At 68.9% G+C, this 24,648-nt stretch carries 27 protein-coding genes; 7 read left to right on the top strand and 20 right to left on the bottom strand.

Going from position 1 to position 24,648, the window contains the following annotated elements; all coding sequences use genetic code 11:
• Nucleotides 1-5: 5 nt before the first annotated feature.
• The 5 genes from BR07_RS0106655 to BR07_RS0106635 are packed head-to-tail and all read right to left on the bottom strand — an operon-like array spanning nucleotide 6 to nucleotide 4,663.
• Entirely contained in the window at nucleotides 6-710 is a 705-nt protein-coding gene (locus tag BR07_RS0106655) for an ABC transporter ATP-binding protein (protein WP_027504758.1), read from the bottom strand.
• A complete protein-coding gene (locus BR07_RS0106650; RefSeq protein ID WP_197027740.1) occupies nucleotides 707-1,426 on the bottom strand; it encodes an ABC transporter ATP-binding protein in 720 nt (239 codons plus the stop codon). Before BR07_RS0106650 ends, BR07_RS0106655 begins: the two co-directional genes overlap by 4 nt.
• Complete coding sequence (locus BR07_RS0106645) at nucleotides 1,423-2,466, bottom strand: branched-chain amino acid ABC transporter permease (protein ID WP_027504756.1); 1,044 nt, start codon at nucleotides 2,464-2,466, stop codon at nucleotides 1,423-1,425. The genes BR07_RS0106650 and BR07_RS0106645 overlap by 4 nt, the downstream gene beginning before the upstream one ends.
• Complete coding sequence (locus BR07_RS0106640) at nucleotides 2,463-3,446, bottom strand: branched-chain amino acid ABC transporter permease (RefSeq protein ID WP_027504755.1); 984 nt, start codon at nucleotides 3,444-3,446, stop codon at nucleotides 2,463-2,465. The genes BR07_RS0106645 and BR07_RS0106640 overlap by 4 nt, the downstream gene beginning before the upstream one ends.
• Nucleotides 3,443-4,663 carry an ABC transporter substrate-binding protein gene (locus BR07_RS0106635; protein ID WP_027504754.1) on the bottom strand — a complete coding sequence of 407 codons (1,221 nt, stop codon included), beginning with the start codon at nucleotides 4,661-4,663 and terminating at the stop codon, nucleotides 3,443-3,445. Before BR07_RS0106635 ends, BR07_RS0106640 begins: the two co-directional genes overlap by 4 nt.
• A gap of 244 nt (nucleotides 4,664-4,907) precedes the next feature.
• Between BR07_RS0106635 and BR07_RS23640 the strand changes: the two genes are divergently transcribed.
• Both BR07_RS23640 and BR07_RS0106625 read left to right on the top strand, forming a co-directional pair.
• Entirely contained in the window at nucleotides 4,908-5,708 is an 801-nt protein-coding gene (locus BR07_RS23640; protein WP_037184784.1) for an IclR family transcriptional regulator, read from the top strand.
• 8 nt (nucleotides 5,709-5,716) lie between these two features.
• Nucleotides 5,717-6,529 (top strand): HpcH/HpaI aldolase/citrate lyase family protein, encoded by an 813-nt coding sequence (locus BR07_RS0106625; RefSeq protein ID WP_037185079.1) that lies wholly within the window; start codon nucleotides 5,717-5,719, stop codon nucleotides 6,527-6,529.
• On the opposite strand, the gene BR07_RS0106620 is transcribed toward BR07_RS0106625, so the two are convergent.
• Both BR07_RS0106620 and BR07_RS0106615 read right to left on the bottom strand, forming a co-directional pair.
• Nucleotides 6,526-7,941 (bottom strand): MmgE/PrpD family protein, encoded by a 1,416-nt coding sequence (locus BR07_RS0106620; protein WP_027504752.1) that lies wholly within the window; start codon nucleotides 7,939-7,941, stop codon nucleotides 6,526-6,528. The genes BR07_RS0106625 and BR07_RS0106620 overlap by 4 nt on opposite strands.
• Nucleotides 7,938-8,750, bottom strand: a complete 813-nt coding sequence (locus tag BR07_RS0106615; RefSeq protein ID WP_027504751.1) for a cyclase family protein — start codon at nucleotides 8,748-8,750, stop codon at nucleotides 7,938-7,940. Before BR07_RS0106615 ends, BR07_RS0106620 begins: the two co-directional genes overlap by 4 nt.
• Before the next feature lie 168 nt (nucleotides 8,751-8,918).
• On the opposite strand from BR07_RS0106615, the gene BR07_RS23635 reads away from it, so the two are divergent.
• Nucleotides 8,919-10,271, top strand: coding sequence for an MmgE/PrpD family protein (locus BR07_RS23635; RefSeq protein WP_051613122.1), 1,353 nt, complete (start codon nucleotides 8,919-8,921; stop codon nucleotides 10,269-10,271).
• Nucleotides 10,272-10,369: 98 nt separating this feature from the next.
• On the top strand, nucleotides 10,370-10,951 hold the full coding sequence (locus BR07_RS23630; protein ID WP_051613121.1) for an excalibur calcium-binding domain-containing protein: 582 nt from the start codon (nucleotides 10,370-10,372) through the stop codon (nucleotides 10,949-10,951).
• 2 nt (nucleotides 10,952-10,953) lie between these two features.
• Here the strand turns inward: BR07_RS23630 and BR07_RS23625 are convergent, their stop codons facing one another.
• The 3 genes from BR07_RS23625 to BR07_RS23620 all read right to left on the bottom strand — a co-directional run bounded on the left by BR07_RS23625 (nucleotide 10,954) and on the right by BR07_RS23620 (nucleotide 14,140).
• Nucleotides 10,954-12,069: a cellulase family glycosylhydrolase gene (locus BR07_RS23625; RefSeq protein ID WP_155956949.1), complete on the bottom strand. Its 1,116-nt coding sequence runs from the start codon at nucleotides 12,067-12,069 to the stop codon at nucleotides 10,954-10,956.
• A 108-nt stretch (nucleotides 12,070-12,177) separates the two neighbouring features.
• Nucleotides 12,178-13,668 (bottom strand): fatty acyl-CoA synthetase, encoded by a 1,491-nt coding sequence (locus BR07_RS0106595; protein ID WP_027504750.1) that lies wholly within the window; start codon nucleotides 13,666-13,668, stop codon nucleotides 12,178-12,180.
• Nucleotides 13,669-13,678: 10 nt separating this feature from the next.
• Nucleotides 13,679-14,140 (bottom strand): hypothetical protein, encoded by a 462-nt coding sequence (locus BR07_RS23620; protein WP_051613120.1) that lies wholly within the window; start codon nucleotides 14,138-14,140, stop codon nucleotides 13,679-13,681.
• Nucleotides 14,141-14,234: 94 nt separating this feature from the next.
• Here BR07_RS23620 and BR07_RS0106585 point away from each other — a divergent pair, with 94 nt between their 5' ends.
• Nucleotides 14,235-14,723, top strand: coding sequence for a hypothetical protein (locus tag BR07_RS0106585; RefSeq protein ID WP_155956948.1), 489 nt, complete (start codon nucleotides 14,235-14,237; stop codon nucleotides 14,721-14,723).
• A gap of 70 nt (nucleotides 14,724-14,793) precedes the next feature.
• Here BR07_RS0106585 and BR07_RS0106580 read toward each other — a convergent pair whose 3' ends face one another.
• The 5 genes from BR07_RS0106580 to BR07_RS26175 all read right to left on the bottom strand — a co-directional run bounded on the left by BR07_RS0106580 (nucleotide 14,794) and on the right by BR07_RS26175 (nucleotide 17,780).
• The gene (locus tag BR07_RS0106580; RefSeq protein ID WP_027504748.1) at nucleotides 14,794-15,033 is read right to left on the bottom strand and encodes a hypothetical protein; all 240 of its coding nucleotides are present in this window, start codon (nucleotides 15,031-15,033) and stop codon (nucleotides 14,794-14,796) included.
• A complete protein-coding gene (locus BR07_RS0106575; protein WP_027504747.1) occupies nucleotides 15,030-16,304 on the bottom strand; it encodes a WXG100-like domain-containing protein in 1,275 nt (424 codons plus the stop codon). Before BR07_RS0106575 ends, BR07_RS0106580 begins: the two co-directional genes overlap by 4 nt.
• On the bottom strand, nucleotides 16,304-16,591 hold the full coding sequence (locus BR07_RS0106570; RefSeq protein ID WP_027504746.1) for a WXG100 family type VII secretion target: 288 nt from the start codon (nucleotides 16,589-16,591) through the stop codon (nucleotides 16,304-16,306). Before BR07_RS0106570 ends, BR07_RS0106575 begins: the two co-directional genes overlap by 1 nt.
• The gene (locus BR07_RS0106565; RefSeq protein ID WP_027504745.1) at nucleotides 16,588-16,884 is read right to left on the bottom strand and encodes a WXG100 family type VII secretion target; all 297 of its coding nucleotides are present in this window, start codon (nucleotides 16,882-16,884) and stop codon (nucleotides 16,588-16,590) included. The genes BR07_RS0106570 and BR07_RS0106565 overlap by 4 nt, the downstream gene beginning before the upstream one ends.
• 257 nt (nucleotides 16,885-17,141) lie before the next feature.
• On the bottom strand, nucleotides 17,142-17,780 hold the full coding sequence (locus BR07_RS26175) for a CsbD family protein (protein ID WP_051613119.1): 639 nt from the start codon (nucleotides 17,778-17,780) through the stop codon (nucleotides 17,142-17,144).
• A 163-nt stretch (nucleotides 17,781-17,943) separates the two neighbouring features.
• Between BR07_RS26175 and BR07_RS23610 the strand changes: the two genes are divergently transcribed.
• Both BR07_RS23610 and BR07_RS0106550 read left to right on the top strand, forming a co-directional pair.
• On the top strand, nucleotides 17,944-19,056 hold the full coding sequence (locus BR07_RS23610; RefSeq protein ID WP_051613118.1) for a hypothetical protein: 1,113 nt from the start codon (nucleotides 17,944-17,946) through the stop codon (nucleotides 19,054-19,056).
• 23 nt (nucleotides 19,057-19,079) lie between these two features.
• Nucleotides 19,080-19,721 carry a CG0192-related protein gene (locus BR07_RS0106550; protein ID WP_027504744.1) on the top strand — a complete coding sequence of 214 codons (642 nt, stop codon included), beginning with the start codon at nucleotides 19,080-19,082 and terminating at the stop codon, nucleotides 19,719-19,721.
• 83 nt (nucleotides 19,722-19,804) lie between these two features.
• Here the strand turns inward: BR07_RS0106550 and BR07_RS0106545 are convergent, their stop codons facing one another.
• Genes BR07_RS0106545 through BR07_RS0106525 form a run of 5 tightly spaced genes read right to left on the bottom strand, consistent with a single transcriptional unit; the run spans nucleotide 19,805 to nucleotide 24,644 of the window.
• A complete protein-coding gene (locus BR07_RS0106545) occupies nucleotides 19,805-21,139 on the bottom strand; it encodes an ABC transporter substrate-binding protein (protein ID WP_027504743.1) in 1,335 nt (444 codons plus the stop codon).
• Nucleotides 21,136-22,230 carry a branched-chain amino acid ABC transporter permease gene (locus tag BR07_RS0106540; protein WP_051613117.1) on the bottom strand — a complete coding sequence of 365 codons (1,095 nt, stop codon included), beginning with the start codon at nucleotides 22,228-22,230 and terminating at the stop codon, nucleotides 21,136-21,138. Before BR07_RS0106540 ends, BR07_RS0106545 begins: the two co-directional genes overlap by 4 nt.
• 1 nt (nucleotide 22,231) lies before the next feature.
• Entirely contained in the window at nucleotides 22,232-23,110 is an 879-nt protein-coding gene (locus BR07_RS0106535) for a branched-chain amino acid ABC transporter permease (protein ID WP_027504741.1), read from the bottom strand.
• 24 nt (nucleotides 23,111-23,134) lie between these two features.
• Complete coding sequence (locus tag BR07_RS0106530; RefSeq protein ID WP_037184775.1) at nucleotides 23,135-23,875, bottom strand: ABC transporter ATP-binding protein; 741 nt, start codon at nucleotides 23,873-23,875, stop codon at nucleotides 23,135-23,137.
• Nucleotides 23,868-24,644 carry an ABC transporter ATP-binding protein gene (locus BR07_RS0106525; RefSeq protein WP_037184772.1) on the bottom strand — a complete coding sequence of 259 codons (777 nt, stop codon included), beginning with the start codon at nucleotides 24,642-24,644 and terminating at the stop codon, nucleotides 23,868-23,870. The genes BR07_RS0106530 and BR07_RS0106525 overlap by 8 nt, the downstream gene beginning before the upstream one ends.
• Nucleotides 24,645-24,648 lie beyond the last annotated feature (4 nt).

Genomic DNA, 24,648 nt, shown 5'->3' with positions numbered 1-24,648 from the left:
CGGCATCAGATGCCGAGGTACGCAGCCTTGACGCGATCGTCGTGGGCGAGCTCGGCTCCTGTACCGGTGAGCACGATGGATCCGCTCTCGATGACGTAGGCGCGGTCGGAGATCGCGAGTGCCTGTGCGGCGTTCTGCTCGACGATCAGCACGGTCACCCCGGTCTCGCGGATCCGCACGATGGCCTCGAGGACCTCGGCGGCGAGCTTCGGCGCCAGGCCGACGGACGGTTCGTCGAGCGTGAGCACACGCGGCTTCGACATCATGGCGCGGCCGATGGCCAGCATCTGCTGCTGACCGCCGGACATGGTGTCCGCGCGCTGGGTCCGCCGCTCGGCGAGAATGGGGAACAGATCGAAGACGCGGTCGAGCGACTCCTTCGTGGACCCACGCTTCTGGGTGTACGCGCCCATCTCCAGGTTCTCGGAGACCGGCAGCGAACCGAAGAGTGCGCGGTCCTGGGCGACGTGCACCAGTCCCGACCGGACGATGCGATCGGCGCGGTTGCCACTGATGTCGTTGCCGTCCAACATGATGCGGCCCTTGCTGGGCGTGACCAGACCCGACAGGGCGCGCAGCGTCGTGGTCTTGCCGGCGCCGTTGGCTCCGATGAGAGAGACGATCTCGTCCTTCTCCAGATGCATCGTGACACCGTGCAGGATCTCCAGTCGCCGGTAGCCGGCGTGCAGATCGTCGATCTCGAGCATCATGCGGTCTCCTCACCCAGATAGGCCTCGACGACGCGGTGGTCCTCGATGACGGTGCGCGGATCCCCCGCTGTGAGGACCGCGCCCTCGTGCATGACGACCAGACGCTCGGACAACGCCATGACCGCGGCCATGATGTGTTCGACGAACAGGACGGTCTGCCCGCCGCTGTGCAGGGAGCGCAGCAGCTCGATCATCGGCGCACGTTCCGCCGGAACGAGTCCCGCGAGCACCTCGTCGAGCAGGACCACCCGCGGTTCCATGGCAAGAGCGCGGGCCAGCTCCAGGCGCTTGAGTCCGGCCGTCGACATCGTCGACACCGTCCCGCCCACCTGGTCGGACAGCTGCACCCGGTCGAGTACCTCGAGAGCGTGCCGACGCGCGTCCTTCCGCGACTTACGCTTGGACAGTGCGGCGATGGTGACGTTCTCGAGAACGGACATCGACTCGAACGGCCGCATCAACTGGAACGTACGCACCAACCCAGCGCGCGCGATGCGGTCCGCGGGCCACCCCGTGATGTCGGTGCCGTCGAAGATCACGCGACCCGACGTCGGCGGCTGCTCGCCGGCCAAGAGCGAGAACAGGGTGGTCTTGCCGGCGCCGTTGGGGCCGATGATGCCGAGAAACTGCTCGTCCGGGACGTCGATGCTGACGTCGCGCACCGCGTGGATGCCCGAGAACGACTTGCTGAGATTCTCGATACTGAGGACGCTCACTTGCGCCACCTCTCGCGAATCGTGCCGAAGATCCCCTTGGGCAGGAAGATCACGATCAGGATGAGAATCACCGAGTAGACCGCCACGTCGAGTCCGATGGATCCCTGGAGGAACTCGAGGAACGCGGGCGGGTTGCGCAGCAGCTCGTTGATGAGCTCCGACAGCGGCCCGATGACCGCGGCGCCGAGCACCGGTCCCCAGATGGTCCCGATGCCGCCGATGACGGCCGGGACGATGGCCTCGACGGACACCGCGGATCCGAATGCCTGCTCGGGTCCCACGAAGAAGTAGTACTGCACGTAGTACACGCCGGCCACGGCCGTGAGGGCGCAGCTCGCCGCGACCGCGATGAGCCGGTACTTCATCGTGTCGATGCCGAGAGAGGCTGCCGCGGTGGCGTCGTCACGGATCGCCTGCACGTACTGCCCCGGGCGGGACCGGACGTAGAAGATGGTGCCCAGCACCGCGAGCGCCAGGATCACCAACGGGATCCACAGGTAGGTGGCACTGCCCTTCTCGAACTGCAGCATCCACCACGAATCACGCGGCAGGATCGGCACGTTGAAGCCCTCGGTCTTGTTGAAGACCTCGAGATTCTGCACGAGCAGCAGGAACATCTGCGCGAAGGCGAACGTCGCCAGGGCGAAGTACGACCCGGCCAGCCGGTAGCGCAAGCACAGGTAGGCGATGGTGGTGCCCACCGCGGCGGACACCACGGCGCCGACGAGCATGGAGATCCACGGCGAGATGCCGTGCTCCACCAGCAGATACGCACCGGTGTACGCGCCGATGCCGAAGAACGCCGCGTGACCGAAGCTGAACATGCCGCCGAAGCCGCTCATGAGGTTCCAGCCGACCGCCATGATCGCGAAGATCAATGTCCGGACAGCGACCGTCTGCGCCTGCTCGCCGAGCACGAGCGGGAACGCGGCGACGACCACGAATCCGATGACGAGCGTGAGCAACTGGCGTCGCAGCCAGGAGTCCTTCAGCCGCGTGTCGGACGCGGAGTCCGTCGAGACATCCGTCGTGGTGGTCATCGGCGTCCTCCGTACAGACCTTCGGGCTTGAGAAAGAGCACCATGACGAACACGGCGAAGACGAGGATCAGCGATCCGGTACCGGGGAGGTACAGGGCGCCGACCGTCTGGACCAGACCGATGACGATGCCGCCGACCATGGCTCCGACGACACTGCCGAGACCGCCCAGCACCACGATGACGAAGGCGAGAATCGTGAACTGCTCGCCCACCGACGGGGTGAGGGACGTGAACGGTGTCATGAGACCGCCGGCGACGGCCACGCAGGCCGCGCCGATACCGAACGTCAGCGCGTAGACCCGGCCGATGTCGACTCCGACGAGCTTGGCGCCCTCCGAGTTCGACGCCACCGCGCGGATCGACAACCCGAGGCGCGTGCGTTCGAGCACCGACTTGAGCGCGATCGCCACGACCGCGGCACCGACGAACGCGAGCACCCGAGGCCAGGCCGCGACGGTGCCGAGGATCGAGATCGATCCGTCCACGGGCGCCTCCACCGACTTGGGCCGACCACCGAAGACCATGAGGAGCACGTTGATGATGAGCAACGACAACCCGAGGGTGACCAGCAGCGGCCCCTCGTGGCTCCCGCCGATGGTGAGCTTGGTGAGCAGGGTGGCCTGCACGATCATGCCGAACACGAACATGACGGGGACTGCGAGAAGCGTTGCCACGTAGACGGGCAACCCCGCCGTCGAGAGCGCGTACACGATGTACATCGCCAGGGTGAGCATCGCGCCCTGGGCGAAGTTCACGATGCCGAGCACACCGAAGATGAGTGTCAGGCCGACCGAGATCAGCGCGTAGACCCCGCCGAGCAGCAGACCGGACACGATGGCCTGGCCGACCAGGCCCTGGTCCTTGCCGCCGACGAAGAAGATGACGGCGAGGATCACCACGAGCGCTCCCCCGACGGCGACGCCGGGATTCACGGCGCGCCGGGTCTTCTCCGTGGCCGCGCTCTCGGCGACGACCGTCACCGGCCCGCTCCCGCGGGGAACTCGATGGCCTCGGTGGCGAACTCGTCCGGGAAGACCTGGGTGACCTGGCCGTCGCGCACCTGCATCACGATGACGGTCGCGTTGGAGTTCTGACCGGTCTCGTCGAACTGGATCGGACCGGAGAAGGCGAGCAGCGGATCGTCGATGGTGACGCCGGAGATGGCCTCGCGCAACGCTTCCGGATCCGCGTCGGCGCCGTCCTCGAGTCCCGCCGCGATGACCTCGACGGCCTGGTAGGACAGCATCGCCGCCGTCTCCATCGGACGGCCGTACTTCTCCTCGAAGCGCGAGCGGATGTCGTTGACCCGGTCGCTGGTGGCATCGAAGTGGTAGTTGGCGGACAGCACGCCCTCACCGGCGGTGCCGGCGGCAGCCGGGAAGGAACTGTCGTCGAAGGCGCCGTTGGCGATGCCGTAGACACCCTTGACGTTCACGTTCAACTGCTCGACGGCCTTCGCGATCAGCAGACCGTCCGGGTAATAGCCCGTCGCGACGATGACGTCGGGGTTGGAGACCGCGGCCTCGCGCACCTGCGTCGTGGCGTCGGAGAAGTTGGTGGCCGGGTACGTGATCTCCTGCACCGAGGAGATGCCCTGGTTCGCGGCCTCCTTCTCGAAGGCGTCGAACACGCTGTCACCGAACGAGCCCTCGATGTGCAGGTACGACACGCGATCGATCGGCTGGCCGGTCTGCTCCTCGATGGCCGCGAGCGCCTTGGCGCCGTCGGTACCCATGCTGGAGGCGTTCGGCTGGATGCGGAATGCGTACTGGTAACCCTGGTCGAGGATCTTGTCGTCGACCGCGACGTCGATGACCAGCGGCACCCGCGAGCGCTCGGCGACCGACGCGACGTTCTGCGTCACGTCGCTCTGATAGGTGCCCACCAGTGCGACCGCGCCGTCGTCGATCAGACGCTGCGCCTCACTCTGGCCGACCTCCGCCTTGCCCTGGCTGTCACCGGTGACGAGTTCCAGTGGACGCCCCTCGAGCGAGGAGATGCCGCCGGCACCGTTGATGTCCTCGACGGCCAGTGCGGCACCGTCGTTCATCAGTCCACCGACACCGGCCAGCGCACCGGTGGTGGGGTGCACGGATCCGATCTTGATGGGACCCGAACCGTCCGATCCGGACGAGGATCCACACGCAGCCGTGCCCAGAAGGGCCACTGCGGCGAGCACGCCTACGACTTTTCTCATGATTGGATCTGCCTTCCGCGCCGATCGAGGCGCCGAGTCTCGGGAAACCGTGTGACCGAAGGACACGGCCTGTGTTCCGCTCAGCGCACCACTTAGTGGGTGGCTATTCCCTGCAGTACTGAGTATTACACGCATCACTGGGTCAGAACAGGCTCTTTGATGACTTTCTTGTTACGGGTATGGTTCGCTCAGCGGAACGCGCCGAAGCCGCGCACGTACTCAGCGAATGTGGAAGGTTGGCCCCATGGCCGCAACTACCAGCTCGACCGGCACCGACTCCGCGTCGACGGGAACCGAATCGGCGGATCGGGTGGCCGACGTCCTGCTGTCCTTCGCGCAGTCCGACCGGGCACTGGGTGTCACGGAGCTCGCGCGCCGCCTGGACCTGAGCAAGGCTGTGGTGCACCGGATCCTTCAGTCCCTGGCATCGCGCTCGATCGTGCAGCCGGTGGCGGGTGAGTCCACCTACTCCCTCGGGCCCGCGGCCATCGGACTCGGCACGAAGGCATGGAGCCAGCTCGACGTCCGTTCCATCGCCGCTCCCATCCTGCGGCGACTACGTGCGCAGACCCTCGAGACGGCGACGTTGTCCGTCCTGGTGGGGCATCGGCGGGTCTACCTGGACCAGTACGAGAGCCCGCAGGAGGTGAAGATGGTGGTGGAGATCGGCCCGCAGTACCCGCTGCACTCCGGCGCCTCGAGCCGCGCCATCCTCGCGTTCCTTCCGCCGCACTACGCGCACGAGGCCTTCGAGGAGCTGCGGGGAAGCGCTCCGGACGCCGACGAGACGACGTTCCTGGCCCGGCTCCAGGAGATCAGGGACACCGGCTACGGGACCTCCATCAACGAGCGCAACACCGGCGCCGCCTCCATCGCCGCCCCGTTCTTCGACGCGGCCGGCCACGTGCTCGGCTCGGTCAGCTCCTCCGGACCGGCCTTCCGCTACTCCTCCACCGCCGACGACGATCACGTGGCGCACGCCGGTCAGGTGCTGGCCGCCGCGCGCGCGATCACGCAGAGCCTCGAAGCGCGGGCCGCCCGATGACCCGCCGCATGCCGCGCTCGTTCCTCTACGTGCCGGCCGTGAAGCCCGCCTTGTTCGACAAGGCCGTCTCGGGACCGGCCGACGCCGTCATCCTCGACCTCGAGGACGCGGTCCCACTCGCGCAGAAGGACACGGCGAGAAGCGATGTCGCGCAGTGGCTGGACCGTCCGCGCGACGGTGGAGCGCAGGTGTGGGTTCGCGTGACACCCGAGTTCCTCGCCGAGGACCTCGCCGCGGCGGCGCGACCCGGCGTCACCGGGATCATCGTGGCCAAGTGCGGGGCGGCCTCCCTCTCGGAGGCGGACGAGCGACTCGGAGACGCGGACATCGCGATGGTGGGTCTGGTGGAGACCGCGGCCGCCCTGCGCGGCCTGACCGACCTGGCGAGCAGTTCCCGACTGGTGACCGTCGGCATCGGCGAGGTGGACCTGCTGGCCGATCTGCGGATCACCCGCGCGGCGGACACCGAGCACGTGGTCGACGCCATCCGCGCGGACATCGTGATCGGCTGCGCAGCAGCGGGTCTGGAGGCACCGATCGCACCGACCTCCACCGAGTTCCGCGACCTCGACGCGTTCGTCACCACCACCGCGCACTTCGTGCACATGGGCTTCCGCTCTCGCACCGCGGTACATCCCGGCCAGGTGCCCGTGATCAACGATGCCCTGACACCGGCCGCGGACGACGTGCGCCGGGCGGAGCGCCTCGTCGACCTGTTCGACCGGGCGGCCGGCGGACCCACGGTCGACGACGACGGACGCTTCGTCGACGAGGCCGTGGTCCGCGGCGCCCGGGAGATCCTGGCCCGCGTCCGACTCTAATTCCCTAGTGTGCGAATCGAATCGAACAGCATGCCCGGGTCCTCGAGGTCGGCGAGGCCGGCGCACTGCGCTGCGAAGGCGTCGGCTGCCTGCACGCTCAGCAGACCGCCGACGTTGGCCGTGAACTTCGCTCGGACGTCCTCGAACGACAACGGCCGTTCCGGGCCGCCGCGCGTGGTCAGCACCTCTTCGACGACGGTGGTGCCGTCGGTGAGATGCACTGTGAGAACGGCCGGGAACTGGTGCGGAAAGATGGCGTCGCACTGTGCGTCCGGGACGACGTCGACGCGTGCCATGATGTCGCGACGCTCCGTCGACGTGGCCTTCTCGTCGGTGTAGTCGTCCAGTACCGCACCGAGTCCACCGCCACCGAGTATGCCCACCGCCACCGCGTAGGGTCCGCTGAACTGAGCCATGTACCCGGTCTGCGGTGTGCGCTTGACCTCGATGGGTTCACCGATGGTCCGGAGGTTCGCGGCCGGGACACCGAGGACGTACTTCTCGACGTCCGCCGGCGTGATGCCCCGACTTCGCAACGCGGCCGCCGCGTCGAGAGCCGCGTGCGTGAAGTGGTTGGCCGGGTAGGGCTTCACGAAGAGACCCGGCGCGGCCCAGGTGCTGCCCAGGCCGTCGGTGATCTCGGCGGCGCGCCCGCTCTGGTGCAGCCACGCCTGAAAGAATCCGAACCTGCCCTCGAGCACCGTCGGCGGTCCGGTGATGCCGTGCCGAGCGAGACCCGCCGCGGACACGCCGGAGTGCGCCGCCCACCCGCAGTGCATGCGCTTGACCGTGCCACCGGTGCGGTTCGCCTCGATGATGCCGGCCGCCATCGACGCCGCGATACCGAGCGTGTCGACGATGCCGTCGGCCGAGGCGCCGCCGATCACCGCGGCAGCGGCCGCACCGCCCATGGCTCCACAGATGGACGTGGCGTGCTGCCCGTTCTCGAAGAACACCGAGTTCTTCGTCTCCGGATCGAAACCCGCCATGCCGAGGCGGACACACACCTCGAGGCCGATCGCAATGCCGCGCACCAGGTCCCGGCCGGAGGCACCGTGCTGCTGCGCCGCGGCGAGTGCGGCCGGTACCACCGACGCGCTGGGGTGCAGTACCGAGGGCAGGTGGGTGTCGTCGAAGTCGAGGGAGTGCGCGAGCACCCCGTTGACGAAGGCCGCGAGTGTCGGCGGGAGGTTCTCCTCCACTCCGACGGCCGAGGCGACGGCTCGACCGCCCTGCTCCCGCGCCCACGCGGTGGCCATCGCGCTGGTGTCGAGTTCCGTGGCGGCGATCGCGATCCCGAGCGTGTCGAGGACGCGGAGCCCGATGCTGTCCACCACGTCGGCAGGCAAATCGTCGAACGAGTGCTCGACCGCGAACTCCGCCAGCGTGCGGGCGAGTGTGGACTCGGTCATGCCGACACCACCGCGAGGGGGCGCACCGGCGATCCCGTGGCGCCGAAGATGTTGAGCGGCACCAGGACGAAGGTGAACTCGTACGTCCGGGTGCGTGCGAGCTCCTCGAGATCGAGGGCCTCGATGATGTAGATGCCGCTCTCCACCAGCAGGACTCGGTGAGCGGGAAGCAGCGCGTGGCCACCGCCCGGCGCGAGGCGTTCGAAGGCGATGGTGTCGGCGCCCGCAGCGTGCACCTCTCGGGCCGCGAGCCACTGCGCGCCGGGCTCGCCGACGCCGGGAACCCCGGACGGACCACCGACATAGGGCTGACCCTCGTCGAACAACTGTGCCCACCCACTGCGGATCAGCACGACGTCGCCGGCCGACACCTCGACACCCTGAGCGGCGCAGGCGGACTCGAGGTCGTCGACCGTGATCTCGTCGCCGCCCTCGAGTCGCTCGGTTCCGCGCACGGCCGGAATGTCGAGCAGGATGCCGCGGCGGATCATCGGCGCGATCGTGTGCACGCCGAGCTCGACGTACTTGCCGCCGACACCGGCCTCGGCCGCGTCGACACCGCCGTGCATCTTCCCCTCGTGGGAGACGTGGGCGAGCGCGTCGATGTGGGTTCCGACATGCGTTCCGGTGGTGATCATGTCGTTCGCGGCGCTGCCGCCGTCCGACCGGGTCATGTCACCGTGCCGACGCGGAAGCGTGTGCCAGAACTGCGGGTGATTCGGCGACTGCGGCATACCGACCCGCAGCTGGCGTCCGAGATCGAAGTGGCGTACACCGGCCGTGACGGCCTCGAGAAGTCTGTCCGACATGGCTCGATTCTCTCCTCTGGACTGGGTTCACGGTGCACGCTGTTCCGCTGAGCGGATCGACACCGGACACACCGGGGTGCCTGACTGTTGTCGATGCCGACCCTAGCAGCCCTGATCACGTCCGGCAGATGTATTGACCAGCACGAGCGTCAGTCCTAGCGTTGTCGCATGACCGACTCGGCAACGTTCCTTCCAGCGGAACAGGCGCGACTACGCATCGACGATCTGGCGCGGTTCTGCGTGGACCTACCCGCAACCGGTACCGCGTACGAGAGTCGGATCCGCACCGTGCTGCTCGACCTTCTGGGTGTCACCCTGGCGGGAGCGCGGACACCGGAACTGACCTCGCTTCTCACGCGGTGGCGAGCCGAACCGGGCACGACGGCCACCGTCGGTCGCGGCGCCCACACCGGCGTGGAGACCGCGGCCTACCTGGACGCGATCGCCTCGTGCTGCCTCGAACTGGACGAGGGCAACAAGTACGCGGCGGGTCACCCTGCCGCCCATGTGCTTCCGGCCGCTGTCGCAGCGGCCCGCCTCAGCGCGCAGGCGGTGCCGGGCGACCGGTTCGTCGCCGCCGTGGTGGCCGGTTACGAGGTGGCCACCCGCTTCGGCGCCGCACTGACCCGCGACCCGAAGTGGCACACCCACGGACACTGGGGTGCGACCGGCGCCGCCGCCGCCGCTGCCGTCGTGTGGGATCTCGACGCCGAGCGCACGGCGGCCGCGATCGACGCCTCGACCGCGCTCGTGCACGTCGCACCGTGGGCCGTGGTGCTCGCGGGCAACTTCGCCCGGAACCTGTGGATCGGCGGCGCCGTCCGTGCGGGACTCGACGCCGCACGGTTGTCCTCGGCAGGACTGGTGCACAACAGCGGCGCGGCGGCGACGACCCTGGGGGACATCGTCGGCACTCTCGATGCCGACAGGCTCGCACCCGCGCCGGACGGCACGTTCGCCCTCGATCAGGGGTACGCGAAGCGCCATGCCAGCTGCTCGTACACCCACGCCGCCGTCGACATCGTGCAGGCTCTGCGCACGAACCTGGATACCGCCGACATCGCGAGCGTGCGCGTCCGCACCCACGCGCTGGCGGAACCCCTGTTCGGTCGGCACCCCTCGACGCGGCTCGGTGCGATGTTCTCGCTGCCGTTCGTCGTGTCCGCCGCGGTGGTGGCCGGAAGCATCGACGTGGAGACCCTGACGCCCGGCAGCGCGACCTTCCGTGCGGCGGAGGAGTTCAGCGCACGGGTGGACGTCGAGTCGTCGCCCGCGCTCACGGCGCTGCTGCCCGACCGACGCGCCGCGGAGGTCGACATCGTTCTCGTCTCCGGCGAGACCGTGTCGGCGGGTTCACCGGATCCGGTGGGCGACGTCGACCATTTCCCGTTGGACCACGCCCAGATACTGGAGAAGATCGAACGGCTCGTCGGCGCGGAGGACGCCGGGCGGATCGATCGCGTGGTCACCGATGTCCTGCATTCTTCGGACGTGGTCCGAACTCTGACCGCACTGCCCTGAGCAGCGCGTTCCAGCGGAAACCGACCACCCTGTAACGTGACGCGCGCCCCGCGCGACGTGTGGTGTGACCCGTTGCTGCCATTCACCTGAGGACCTGCATGACCGCGTATCCGCCGCCGTTCCAGCCGCCCCACATCGAGGCCCGCAAGAAGGGCAACAAGGGCAAGATCACGGCCGCTGTCGCCGCCTTCGTGGGCCTGTCCGTCGTCGGACTGGGGCTGATGCAGGAACCCGAACCCGTCGCCGCGAGCGCGGAGACCACTCTCACCACCACGTCGGCCGCACCGACCACCACTCCCCGCGCGACGACCACCACCCCGCGGCCGACCACCACCACGTCGACGACCACTGCCGTCACGACCACTCCCGAGACCGTCACCGTGTACGCACCGCCGCCCACCACGACGGTGCCGTACGTCGAGACCCCGTACGTCGAGGTGCCGGACGTCGACGTGCCGGACGTCGACCGCGCCTACGTCCCGGCGCCCGTGCCATTCGTCGCGCCGGTACCCGCACCGGCTCCGTACGTCGCGCCGGCCGTCGTTCCCGAGTCGTCCGGATCGACGTACTACACGAACTGCACCGCGGCTCGGAACGCCGGCGCAGCGCCCGTCCGCGTGGGCGACCCCGGCTACGGCTCGCACCTGGACCGCGACGGAGACGGCGTCGGGTGTGAGTGAGCTCAGCGCACGCTCTTGAGAACGGTCACCGCCGGCTTGGCCACCCCGTTCGAGCGGTAGACCCCGAAGTAGTTCTCCTTGTCGGGGTTCACCGCGGTCATCGCGGCGCGGTCTGTGGTCTCGTAGAAGAAGATCGGCCCGGCCCACGAGTAGGACAGGCGGTTGTCGACGGCCTGTCGGTAGGCCGTCGCCTGTACCTGCTCGCTGACGCTCGGGTCGCCCGCGGTGGCGGCGCCGGCCTCGGTCATGACGATGAGCTTCCCGGCGTCGCCGTTCTCGGTCATGATCGTGCGCGCGCTCTTCTGGTAGATCGTGCCGTCGGGATTGGTGAAGTCGACGCTCATCTGCGACCACGCGTTCCAGTCGGCAGTGTCGTTCGGCAACGCGGGCGCGGTGTACGGGTGCCAGCCGACGGCGTCGAAGTACGGTCCGGCGCCGAGGTCGTACATCTGATCGAGGTAGGTGATCGGTGAGACGGCGTGCCCTTCCGGGCTCTGACCCGTGGTGCCGTAGGGGGACAGTCCGGCGGCCACGATGCTGATGGTGCTGGTGGTGGCGGCCTTCATCTTCGGGTAGGCCGCCTTCAGCAGATCGACGTAACCCTGCACGTTCGGCTTACCCGTCACCGGGTCGGCCCAGAACATCCACAGGTTCGGCTCGTTCCACACCTCGAACGACCGAACCCCCTGCGGCGCATACCTGCTCACGACCTTGGCGGCGAACGTCGCGTAGTCGTCCGGGTTCGTGGGCGGTGTGCTGCCGTCGCTGGTGGTCCGAGCCCACGGCGGTGTCTTCTGGATGAGCAGCAGGACGTTGAGGGACTTCGCTTTGGCCGCCGCCACAGCACCGTCCGGACCCGACCAGTTGTAGGCGGTCGGCCCACCGTCCTGGACGTACCACCAGTCGATCTCGATCCGGACCCACCTGGCGCCCGTACCCGCGACCCGGGTCGCCTGTGCCTGCTGGGCGCTCGAGCTGCTCCGGAAGTCGATGCCGTTGAGCCCGATGCCCTGGCGTCCGACATACGGACTCGCCGCCGACGCGGTCGGCACCGACAGGGTGGCGATCACCGTCGCCACCACCAACAAAATCTGCGCAACGCGTCTACCGACCTGCATGACCGACTCCCCGACCAATTCGGCTACCGCGACACGCGGAAGCTCTCGGTGTCAGAAGTACCACCAGTCACACCAGTCACACAGGTAACACGCCGAACGCCGGTTCGATCACCTCAGCGCGCGCTTGAGCAGCTTGCCGCTCTGGTTACGCGGCAATTCGTCCATGAACCGCACCTGCTTGGGGATCTTGAACGGTGCGATGCGACCCGAGACGTGGGCGATGATCTCCTCGGCGGTCACCGCACGACCGTCCTTCACCGTCACCACCGCCGTGATCGCCTCGATCCACTTCTCGTCCGGAACGCCGATCACCGCGACCTCGGCCACCGCCGGATGGGTGTAGATCGCGTCCTCGACCTCCCGCGACGCCACCAGGATGCCGCCGGTGTTGATGACGTCCTTGATGCGGTCCACCACCGTCACGAATCCCTCCGCGTCCCGGGTCACCAGATCACCGGAGTGGAACCATCCGTCGCGGAAGGCCTCGGCCGTGGCGTCCGGGTTCTCCCAGTACCCGTCGCACAACTGCGGTGAGCGGTAGAGGATCTCGCCGGGTTCACCGTCCGCCACGTCCTCACCGTCGGCGTTCACCACCCGTGTCTCGACGAAGAAGACGGCGCGCCCGCACGAGGCGGGCCGTGCATCGTGCTCCTCCGGCTGCAACACCGTCGCCAACGGACCGATCTCCGACTGTCCGAAACAGTTGAAGAACCGAAGGTCCGGATACCGCGCCCGCAGCCGCTCCAGCACCGTGACCGGCATTATCGATGCCCCGTACTGCGCCTTGGTCAGGGACGACAGATCGCGGGTCTCGAGATCCGGGTGTCCCGCCAGAGGGACCCAGACCGTCGGTGCCAGGAACAGCGAACCGATGCGGTCGGCCTCGACGCGGCGCAGGATCTCCGCGACGTCCGGCTTCGCCATCAGGCGCACCGTCGCGCCGACCGACAGGTACGGCAGGGCGAACACGTGCATGCCGGCCGAGTGGTACAGCGGCATCGCGATGAGCGGGGCGTCGTCGGCGGTGAACGCCAGTGCCAGGACGGACGAGACGTACTCGCTCACCAGCGCACCGTGAGACATCATCGCGCCCTTGGGCTTCGACGTCGTTCCCGAGGTGTACAGCAACTGGGCGAGATCGGTGGTCCGCACCGTGGGCAGCGCGATGGACGCGTCGGGTAGGTCGAGAAGCTCCTGCAGAGAGAGCACGACGTCGAGATCGAGACCCGTCCGCACGGCGTCGACCGCCGGCGCCAGAGCGTCGTCGACCAGCAGCGCGCGAGCACCTGACTGGCGGACCAGGTAGGTCAACTCGTCCTCGACGAGGGCGTAGTTGATCGGCACGTGCACCAGCCCGGCACGGCAGCAGGCGAGGAACCCGACGATGTAGGAGTCGGAGTTACTACCGTAGGCCGCGACCCGCTCTCCCGGTGCGAGCCCCGTCGACACCAGGTACCGAGCGACGCGGGACACCGCCGCGTCCAGTTCCGCATAGGTGTGCGTTCGACCGTCGAACTCCAGGGCTGCCCGGTCCGGGTACCGACGCGCCGACCTCGTCAGGACTGCGTCGACCGTGCTCGCGCGAACATCAGCTGTCATACCTCGGACACTAGAGAAGGCCGGGCGCCTCCGGTGCCCGTTCGAGACGAGCGCGAAGGAGCGACCACTCCGAGGCGGTGACCACGGACGGATTCGACTGCTGGGGCGACCGGAGCATCTCGAGTCGGTCCAGCCCGGCCGTCCCGGCGCACTCCGCGGCCGTCACGGGCTCGCCGAGAATGGTGATCTCGGTGGGAACGTGCAGGCGCGCATCGTCGGGATCGTGCATGTCGACAGCGGGGCCGAGCACGGTCCCCACGCCCCAGAATCCCCGCGCGGGGTGCACGCCGGATCGGTTGCTCACCCACAGCAGGATGGGCTGACCGGCCGCCATGAGGCGCGAACGGTAGTTGGGCGCCACGCACCAGTCACCGCCCGCGTGCCCGTCGGCGAGCAACGAGGCGACGTCGGTCCTGCGGGGATTCACCGTGATGACCCACGCCCCGAGAGTCCGGGCCGTCACCTTCTCCATGCGCGCGTCCTCCCTGATTCCTGTGAGACTCCAGTAACATTCTGCTCGGAAATGGGTATAAGTCAGCGACTGACCCACCAACCGAGGACACGTGATGCCAGCACATCGGCGACCGACTCGCACCGGACGACGGATCGCGGTGATCGGCGCCGCGGTGACCGTGCTCGCCGGCGCAGCCACCACCACCATGGTGCTGTCCGACAGTGCCCCCGCCACGGCCAGTGCCTCGGACGCCCCCGCACCCGCCGCGCCGGTCACCGCAGTCGACGCGCCCGTCGTCCTCGACACCCCGGCGGTGCAGATCGCTCCCCTCGCCCAGCAGGCCGCCGAGGAACCGTTCGACGCCTTCGCCGAGATCATGCAGATGGCCGGCTACCCGACCGACCCGGACACCGCCGCCTTCATGGACACCTCGGTCACCTCGATCTGCCGAGACCTCGCCGTCGGACGCACCGGAGTCGACATCCTCGCCGACACCGCCGACCGCACGCGAGTGCGCGGATGGTCGGACGAGCAGTCGGACGGACTCGTCTACATCGGCGTCGCCTCCACGTGCTCCGCGTACTCGCACCTGCTCCCCTGACACTGGAGATCCACCGACCGGCCTCCGGCCTTCCCGCAGTCCACCGACCGGCCTCCGGCCTTCCCGCACGTCAGCGCCGGAGTTGCCGTGCGCCGTCCCAGCCGGGCGGCGGCGGCGCCGTCGAACTCCACGGATGCCCGCGGTCGATCCACAGCCGGCGCCAGGATTCGGGCGTCACCCCCAGATCGTCGTCGGTGACACCGAACTCGTAGCCGCACGACGGGCAGATCTCGTACGACGGGCCCGCCTCCGACCACGGCGGGTCCGCGAGACCGGGGTAGTGGCAGACCGGGCAGAGGTGAGTGGTCATTCCGGAACTCCTGGTTGGCGGTCCCAGTACGACGCACCGGATCCGGGCTTGAAGTATGTCTTGGTGGTGCCGTCCGGCGTATAAGACGCGAACGTGTTGGTCTCCGGGTCGTACATCCGCACGGTGCCGTCCGGGCCGACCTTGACCTGATGCGAGCCCTCCGTGCGGAACCGCGCCGCGAGGTCGGCGTACTCGTCGGCCGACCGTGCACCCACGTCGGCGCCGTGGCGCGCGAAGTGGTCGTCGAGCGCACGAGTGGACGACCACCCTGCCGGCGGCGGACCGGCAGCACGCTCCGCCGCACTGACGTCGTCCAGACCGACGGGCACACGAGTGGTCAGATCCTCCACGTCGTCGGCAGCTCGTCGCACCGTCGCCATCGACGTCTCGGTGCGCCGCATCCGAGCGAACGCGTGCAGCGCCGCGATGACCGCGCGCACTCTCGAGGCGGTACGTGCGAAACGACCGGCCGCGATCGCCGCTCCCGCCGCGGCCGACAGTCCCGCGGACACGAAGGCCAACCCGATACCGACCGCGACGGCCGCCGCCTCCTCCACTGCGAACTGCTCGATCAGGTCGCGGATGTCGCGGCGCGTCTTCTCGAGCTGCTCGGCGTAGTCGTGGCACGCGGCGGCCAGCCCCGAGCACGCACCCGCCACCGCTTCCACTGCCTCGGACAGTCGACGGAGGTCCCGCACCATCGCGTCCCGCTCCGGCACGTTCACGGCACCCAGATCGGCTGCGGCACCGAGCACCTCGGACCGTGCGTCGAGCATCGCCTGCCCCAGCACGATCCACGCGCTCGACGCGTCCCGCAGTGCGTCGGTATCGCCGTTGGGGCACGGCACGCCGACCGCGTCGGCCAGCTCCACCGCACCCTGGAGCCCCGGGCCGAGGTCACCCACCGCGCTGGGGTACTCGAGCTGCCGCGCGGCGGACGGTGCCCGTCCTGCCGGCGGCGGGGTACTCGCAACCACCGCGATCGACTCCGCCGCAACGTGATTCGCACCTGCCTGATCGACGAGCCGCGCCAGCACCGACGTCGCCGAGAACGTCGTGGCGAGTGCGCGGGAGAGATCGACGACGGATCCGTCGTACGCCCGGCCCCACTGCTCACCCGCGGCGTCGCTTCCCGCCATCGCGGCCCACGCGCGCGACGCACCGTGGTGGACGTTCACCGCACTGGCCATGATCTCGTCCGCGCGATACACCGACCGAGCCGCCTCGGCGTAGACCTCGGGTGACACGTCGAGAACGACCGGGGGCGCCATCAGTCGCGCCCGAACATGCGGCTGTTCGACTCGAGGGCCGCGGTGTACGACGAGTGTGCCCGGCGCGCAGCGTCTCTCATGGTCTCGACACCGACCGCCATCTCGCGAGCCCCAGCCGACCATGCGCTCTGCGTGGCGCGATGAGCCTCTGCCGCCGTGCCCTCCCACGGCAGGGCGGACACCCGCACCGACACGTCGTCGAGGGCGACCCGCGTGGCCTCGGCCAACCGCGTCAGCCTCACGACCACGGCATCCAGTTCGGCCAGGTCGACTCGGTAGCCCGTCACACCGCACCCGCGATCGCGGCCGCGGACGTGTCGTCCTGTCCCGCATAGGCAATGGCTGCGATCTCGAGTCGACCCGCTGAGTCCTCGAGCGCCGCGACCACCGACCGGGCGCCGTGATGAACGGTGCCCCACCCGTCGACGAACGCCGTCGCCGCCAGGCCCTGCCACGAGGCGGACACCGCGGCGACGACCGAGGCGGCCTCCGCGACCTCCCGCTCGAGATCCAGCGACACCCTGCCCAACGCCCTGGCCGCGTCCACCATGGTCGCCGCGTCGACAGCCGTGTAATCCATGCCGTGCTCCCCCCGCCCGGCGCCGGCGACCGGTCGTCGGCGGCGTGTGCAGGCATGGACGGGCAGGACTCACGTTCGGTTCCCGCGGAACCGGTCAGCAGTGTCCGGACACACGAATGCGGCGCCTGCCCCGTGCAGACGCCGCATTCGGATGGTGGTCACTGTGCTCCGTGGTGACGGTGCACGGTGATCAGATCAACGCTGCCCCCTCGTTCGAACGAACAGTCCGCAGCATTGACCCGGATATCTCTCGGTGATCAGCGGTCGAGCTTGTGCTTCACCGTCTCGGCCAGATCCTGACCGAAGCTCTGCGCGACCGACAGTCGCTTCTGGGCGACCCGGCGCGGGGCGTTGCGCCGACGGCGCACCACGACGACGGCCACGATTGCACCGACGACGGCGGCGATGACGGGGGCGCTCACTGCGGAGGCCTTCTTCACGTCGGACGAGTTCGCGTCGAAGCTGCGGACCTGCTGTGCGACGTTGTCCGCGGCGTGCTTGGCACGATCGGCGACCTCGCCGGCCTTGTCCTGCGCCTTGGCAGCGACCTCGTTCGCCTTGTCGGCTGCCTTCTCTGCGACGTCCCCGGCCTTGTCGGCCACCTCGTTCGCCTTGCCGGCAGCCTTGTCCGCGACCTCGTCGGCCTTGTCGGAAGCCTTGTTCGCCGCGTTCTGCGCCTTGTCTGCGACGTCCCCGGCCTTGTCCTTCACTGCACCTGCGGCGTCGTCGACAGCTTGACCGGCCTTGTCGGCGGCCTGCTTGCCGTCCGCCTTGGTCTGCTGGGCTGCACCCTCGGTACGCAGCGAATCGTCGCCCGTGACCTCTCCGGCCTTCTTCTTCGCGGCGCCTGCGGCCTCGTCGACCTTGTTCTGAGCCTTCTCGATGAAGTCGGCCATGATGCACTCCTTTCGACGCTGCCCCTACCGGGCGCGCTCGTGTTCGTATGAAGGTGAGTCGTACAGAGAACGGAGAAGCGCGCGCCGACGACACATGATCTGGGTCACAGCCCGCGTCGACCTGACGGGACGACCGGACCGGTGACGGCATTAAGGTCGGCGCATGGGATCCAACCGACCGGGCAACCGCGGGCAGAAGCGCGCCGCCAAGACCGCGGCGCGGAGACGCCGACAGACCTCGGGGCCGACGGCGTCCACGACAGAACGGGTGCTCGCTCGCTTCGTGACGTGGATGGCCGTTCAGGAGGGCGCGGGAGACGTCGAGCCGACGCGTCGCGTCGTCGAGTCGCTCCTGGGTGAACTCACCCGGGTCCACGAGGGATTCACCCCCACGGCCTGGACCCCGGACGACGCCCACCTCGTTCTCGACGCCGCCGAATCCGTCCTCGCGCAGAACACCGAGGCGAGCGAGGACGCCGCGCTCCACCTCGTGTTCAGCGCCCTGTCCTATCTGACGTTCCTCGACGACGAGGACATCTGGAGCGGCAGCGACGCCGACTACGAGCACTGCATGGAGGACCTCACCGATTTCGTCGACGGCGTCCCCGACACGCTGACGCCCGAGGACATCACCCTGCCCGAGGTGACTGCGGACGCGGAGTCGGCGGCACTGGCCGAGCTCGCGATCGTCCGCGACGTCGACGCCCTGCTCGCCTGGTCGAGCACCGGTCGGCCGATCGACGCGAAGGAGGTGGCCGCCGCGCTGGGGCTCACCGTGCCCGCGTCGACGTTCCAGATGCCCGCCGACGTGCCCGAACTCGCCCACGCCTGGACCACCGCCGTGTCGTCCGGCGTCGTGGAGATCTCGGACGCCGGCGCCGCTCCCGGACCACTCGCGGCGAACGTCCGGGCGCGCGAGGCGGACGCTCTGCGCACCGTCGTCGCGGCGCACGTCACGGCGCAGTTGTCCGCCGACGACGAGATCGACGTCTCCGCCTCGGTGGCCGACAGCTTCGTCGCCCAGGCGGTGCTGGCCGCCATGACGCCGGACCCGCCCGAGGGCAACCTGGACGAGAACTACGACGACCTCGAGGGCGAGGACAAGCGGACGGCGGAGTTGGTGACCGCGAAGCTCCGAGCGTTCATCGACCAGGGACTGCTCGTCGGCGGCGAGGTGTTGCTGGTGCCACCCGAGCTCCGGCACGCAGTACTCGACGGCGTGGGACGCGCGGACATCTTCGGCACCGTTGCCGCCGAGACCTCCGCCGAGGACTGACACCGCGGCGTAGCGTGCGCGGCGTGGCCCTGATTCATCGCGCGACCATCGTTCCCACCAAGATCGACCTGCTGCGGCAGTGGGTTCCGCTGCAGCCGTGGGCGGCAGGCATCGACGTCGGCACGCTCGAGGTCGTCGACGCCTACCGCTTCGACGATCCCGACGGCGAGGTGGGACTGGAGTCGCACCTGCTCCGCGCCGCCGACGGGACGATCCTGCACGTGACTCTCACGTACCGATCGGCACCGCTACCCGGCGCCGAGACGGCGCTGATCACCACCATGGAGCACAGCGTGCTCGGGACCCGCCACGTTCACGACGCGGCGCACGATCCGGTGTATCTGGCGACGCTGCTGCGGACCGTTCTCACGGGCGGAACTCAGGCGGCGTTCGAGTACTCCGAGCCCGGGCCCGAGCGCGAAGTCACCGCACTCGTCCACGGAACCGGACAGGCCGGCGCCGACGTTCCCGACGTCCACGCGCCGTCGGTCGACACCCGCGGCACCGACACCGTCGTCGACGTCGGCACCGCCGTGCTCACCCTGCATCGCGTCCCGCTGGACGACCCGGCCGATCGCGACGCCCTGGTCGGCACGTGGGCCGGACGGGCTCACCCTGCCGTTCTCGCGACGGCCGTCCTGCATGGAACAGCGCATGGCGGGTAGGCCACTGCCGACGAGCGGGGCCGACACGTGACTGGGCGGGGGCGTGTCGACGCCCCCGCCCCCGGGTCATCCCGCCGACCAAGTCATCCCGCCGGCTGGGTGTCGGGAATGCCGCTCTCCGGTGGGGTTGCCTCCTCACCGGTGTACTCCTCGACGGCCGAGTCGCCGATGTCCGTGACCAGGACCGGGGTCAGGTTCTCCGGCTTTCCGTTCGTGATCTTGTAGACGCTGGCACCGGAGATGCCGAGGTGACTGTCCTCGGAGTAGCGGAACGGGGCGAGCTGAGGGCCGGGCAGGTCCTTGCCCTGCGACTGCAGCGCCGACACGATCGACTCCCTGGTCGGGTTCTCGCCCGCGGCCTGCAGCGCCTGCACGAAGGCGTAGGCGTGGCTCATGCCGTAGATGCGGTAGTTGGTCAGCTCCTCACCGGTTCCGTTGGCGGCCCACACCTTCTGCCACAACTGCGTCCACGGGTTGTCCGGCGAGTCGATGCCGGGGATGTACTCGAGGGAGATCATGTTCTCGAGCGACGAGGCGCCGTCGGTCACCGCGCCTTGCGAGAAGCGTCCGAGCAGCGACCCCACGAGGTCCACGTCGGAACCGATGGAGCTGTAGAACCATTCGGGCGTGTAGTTCAGTCGGCGGGAGACCAACTGGCTCAGTGCTGTGTACGACGGGACGTTGAAGCCCAGGATCAGATCGGCACCCGCCGCCTGGAGGGACGCGATCTGCGGGGCGACGTCGGTGTTGCCGGACGTGTAGCGGGCGACGCCGACGATCTGATCCTCGAGGTACTGGCGCACCGCGGCCTCGCTGTCGCGGCCGAGGTCGTCGTCCTGCAGGAACAGGCCCACCTTGGCGTCCGGCCGGTTCTTCTGCACCCAGTCGCCGATGATCTTGCCCTCGACCTGGTAGTCGGGCTGCCACCCGAAGGTGTTGGGGTACTTGGCCGGATCGTTGCCCCACATGATCGCGCCCGAGGACACGAACAGATCGGGGACGCCCTCCTCGTTGAGGAAGTCGATGACCGCGCTGTGGGTCGCGGTGCCCAGACCGCCGACCATCGCGAACACCTCGTCCTGCAGGACCAGCTCGTTGACCACCTGTGTGGTGGTGGTCGGGTCGTACGCGTCGTCACGCACGAGGTACTCGATCTGCCGACCGTTCACCCCGCCGGCGGCGTTGACGTAGTCGAAGTAGGCCTTGGCGCCCGTGGGGATCTCGCTGTACCCGGGAGCGGCGACTCCCGTCAGGGGATAGTGCGCACCGATCTTCACCGAGGTGTCGGTGATCCCGACGGTCGAGCCCTCCGTGGACTCCTCCGCCTCCTCACGGCCACCCGCACCGCACGAGGCCACCAGTACGACGGCCGCAGCGAGAGCGGTGCCCCGCTGCGCCCATGTTCGGATCCTGTTCATCGAACTCCTTCTCTCTTCAGACGACGCTGTACGAGACGACCGCGGACCGTGCCGACCAGTCCGAGTGGCGCGAAGAGGATCACGACCACGGTGAAGATGCCGGTGACCAGAGGCGCGAGTTCCGCGGCCTGCAGGCTGCTCAACCCGGCGTCGAGGCCCAGGTTGGTCACCACCGGCGGGATGTAGGTGAGGAGCGCGGCACCGATGAGAGCGCCTGTCAGCGAACCGAGTCCGCCGATGACCACAGCGGAGAGCAGGGTCAGGGACAACACCAGCGTGAACCCGCTCGGCGCGGCGATGCGGGCAGCCATCGCCATGATCGCCCCCGCGGCACCGGCACACGCGGCACTGACCACGAAGGCCAGCACCCGTGCCCGCCCGAGGTCGATCCCCGCGATCTCGGCCGACACCTCGTCGTCACGCACGGCGCGCCAACGCCGTCCGACGCGACTCGACGACACGTTGGCCAGCAGGAAGAACACCAGCACGAGCAGGAACCACCCGACGTAGGCCACGAACTTCGTGGACGTCAGCTCGTTTCCGGTGACGAAGAAGGCGATGTCGTCGAGCGCGGACGGCACGTCGGGACTGGGCACGATGAGACCCTGCTCGCCCCCGAGATACTCCGAGAAGTACAGCGCGAGACCAGGGACGGCGACGGCGAGCGCCAATGTCGCGCCGGCCAGGTAGGGCCCGTGCAATCGCGCCGCGGCGACCCCGACGACGACCCCCACCAGACCGGCCACGACGGTGGCCGCGATCAGGACCAGGGGCACCGACCAGCCGGACTCGTTCGCCCGCAACATCAGTGCCGCGGTGTACGCGCCGACCGCCATGAACGCACCGTGCCCGAGGGAGAGCTGACCGTTGAGTCCGGTGAGCACGGTCAGTCCGGCCGCGGCGATCGCGAGATACGCCACCGACGTCAGCTGGCTCTGCCGGAACGTGCTGACGCTCTCCAGCACGAGAATCACCACGACGAGGGCCAACAGAGCGCCGAGCAGGTGCCGCCGCACCGGAGTCGACACCACGCGGGCGACGCGCGAGCGTGCGGGTGAGAGGGTGGGCCTGTCGGTCGTCGTCACGGTCATGTCAGACCCTCCTCGCTGCCGCGGCAGCGAACAATCCGTTGGGACGCAACAACAACACCGCGATGAGGATGACCAGCGCCGCGAAGGACACGAGGTCCTGCCCGATGTAGCCACTGACCGCACTGAGCCCGACGCCCATCAGCAGTCCGCCCACCACGGCGCCCACCGGGCTGTCGAGACCGCCGAGCACGGCGGCCACGAATCCGAACACCACGACGGAGTCCATGTAGCCGGGGTGCACCAGCGACCCGCCGGCGATGAGCAGACCCGCGACCGACCCGACCACCGCGGCCAACGCCCATCCCAGCGTGAGCATGCGGCCCACGCGCACTCCCAGCAGGCGCGACACCTCCTGGCTGAAAGCACTGGCGCGCATCGTGAGTCCGAGATCGGTGAACCGGAACAGCGCGACCAGCGCGGCGAGCACCACCAGCACCGCGACGACCTTGTAGATGTCGTTGCCCGTCAGCGCCACGTCCACGGACCCGATGCGCCGACCGTCGAGACCGAACGGAGCGGGAAAAGACCGGAACTGGTTGCCGAACACCAGTGCCGCCACCGCGTGGATCACGATGAAGAGACCGAGAGTGAGGATCACCGGATTGATGTGCGACGCGCTGTCGACGTACCGGATGATCAGTCGCTCGATCAGCGCGCCGAGCACGAGGCCGGACACGAGCGCGGCGGCGAAGCCGACCCAGTAGGAGTAGCCGGCATCGACCACGACGAGCGCCACGTAGGTGGTGATCATCGCCATCGGCGCCTGCGCGAAGTTCACGATGCGCGTGGAGCGCCAGATCAGCACGAGTGCCAGAGCGAATGCGGCATAGACCATCCCGTTGGTCACTCCGTTGATGACGATGGTGAGCAGTTGTTGCACTCTGTCGTCCTTTCGTGAGGGTGGTCAGAAGCCGAGGTAGGCGTGGCGGAGTTCCTCGTCGCCGACGAGGTCGGCCGCCGGACCCTCCCGCGCCACCGTTCCCAGGGACAGCACGACGGCGTGTTCGGCGATGGACAGCGCGCTGCGGGCGTTCTGCTCGACCAGCACGACGGTGAGGCCGTCCGAGTCGACCGAGTCACGCAGCGTCTGGAAGATCTGCGCCACCACGCGGGGAGCGAGCCCGAGCGACGGTTCGTCGAGCAGCAGGATCGTCGGAGTCGCCATGAGGGCGCGCCCGATCACCAGCATCTGTCGCTCGCCGCCCGACAGCGTGTGCGCGGTCGACGCCCGACGCTCCGCGAGAGCCGGGAACATGGACAGCACGCGGTCGATCCCCACCGCGGCCGCGGACCTGTTGCGGCCCAACGCTCCCAGACGCAGGTTCTCCTCCACGGTGAGTTCGACGATGACCCCGCGGCCCTCGGGCACGTGCGACAGTCCACGCCGTGACATCGACTCCGGACTCGCTCCGACGAGGTCGACCTCGCCCATCCGGATGTGGCCGGCCACCGGCGGGTGCAGCGCCGAGATCGTCCGGAGCAGGGTCGTCTTGCCGGCACCGTTGGCCCCGAGCACCGCGGTGACCGCGCCGCGGGGCACCCGCAGCGACACGGAGTCGAGCGCGGTGACGGCGCCGTACCGCACCGTCAGATCGGACACGGTCAGGGCGTCGCGGGTCGCCTCGTCCCGCACGACGTCACGCATCACGGTCCACCTCGTCCCCCAGGTAGGCGGCGAGCACAGCGGGATCCTCGCGCACCGTGTCGGGTGTCCCGCGCGCGATGACCTTCCCGAAGTCCAGGACCACCAACCGATCACAGACACTCATGACCAGATCCATGTGGTGCTCGACCAGGAGGATCGACATCCTCAAGGTGAGTCCGCGGACCAGCTCACCCAGCTCGTCCATCTCCGCGTTCGACAGACCCGACGCCGGCTCGTCGAGAAGCAGCAACGTCGGCTCCCCCACCAGCGCCCGCGCGAGCGCGACGCGTTTGCGCACCGCGTACGGCAGGCTGGGCGGGTACCGGTCGGCGTACTCGTCGATGCGGAGTTCGGACAACGTGGCCAGAGCCCGGTCGCGGATCGCGGCGGTGTCGGCCCCGCTCCGAGCGAGTCCGAGCAGCCCGGCGACGATCGAGGTCCGGGCGAGATGGTCCGCACCGACCATGACGTTCTCCACCACGGTCATCCGGTCGAACAGCCCGAGGCCCTGCAGTGTGCGGCTCATACCGAGTGCCGCCAGCGCGGTCGGCTTCAGCCGGCGTACCACCTGGCCGTTCCGGGTCACGGTGCCCGACTGCGGCGCGACGAGGCCGCACGCGACGTTGAACAGTGTCGTCTTGCCCGCCCCGTTGGGTCCGATGACTCCGACGACCTCGCCTCGTCGGACATCGAGTCCGACGTCCGACAGGGCGACGATGCCGCCGAACGACACAGTGACGGACGACAGCTCGAACACGGACTCGGTCATGGTC

The organism is Rhodococcus sp. UNC23MFCrub1.1, assembly GCF_000686025.1.
Lineage (GTDB): Bacteria > Actinomycetota > Actinomycetes > Mycobacteriales > Mycobacteriaceae > Rhodococcoides.
The sequence above is the reverse complement of the archived record's forward strand: the minus strand, read 5'-3'. Positions and strand labels throughout refer to the sequence as shown.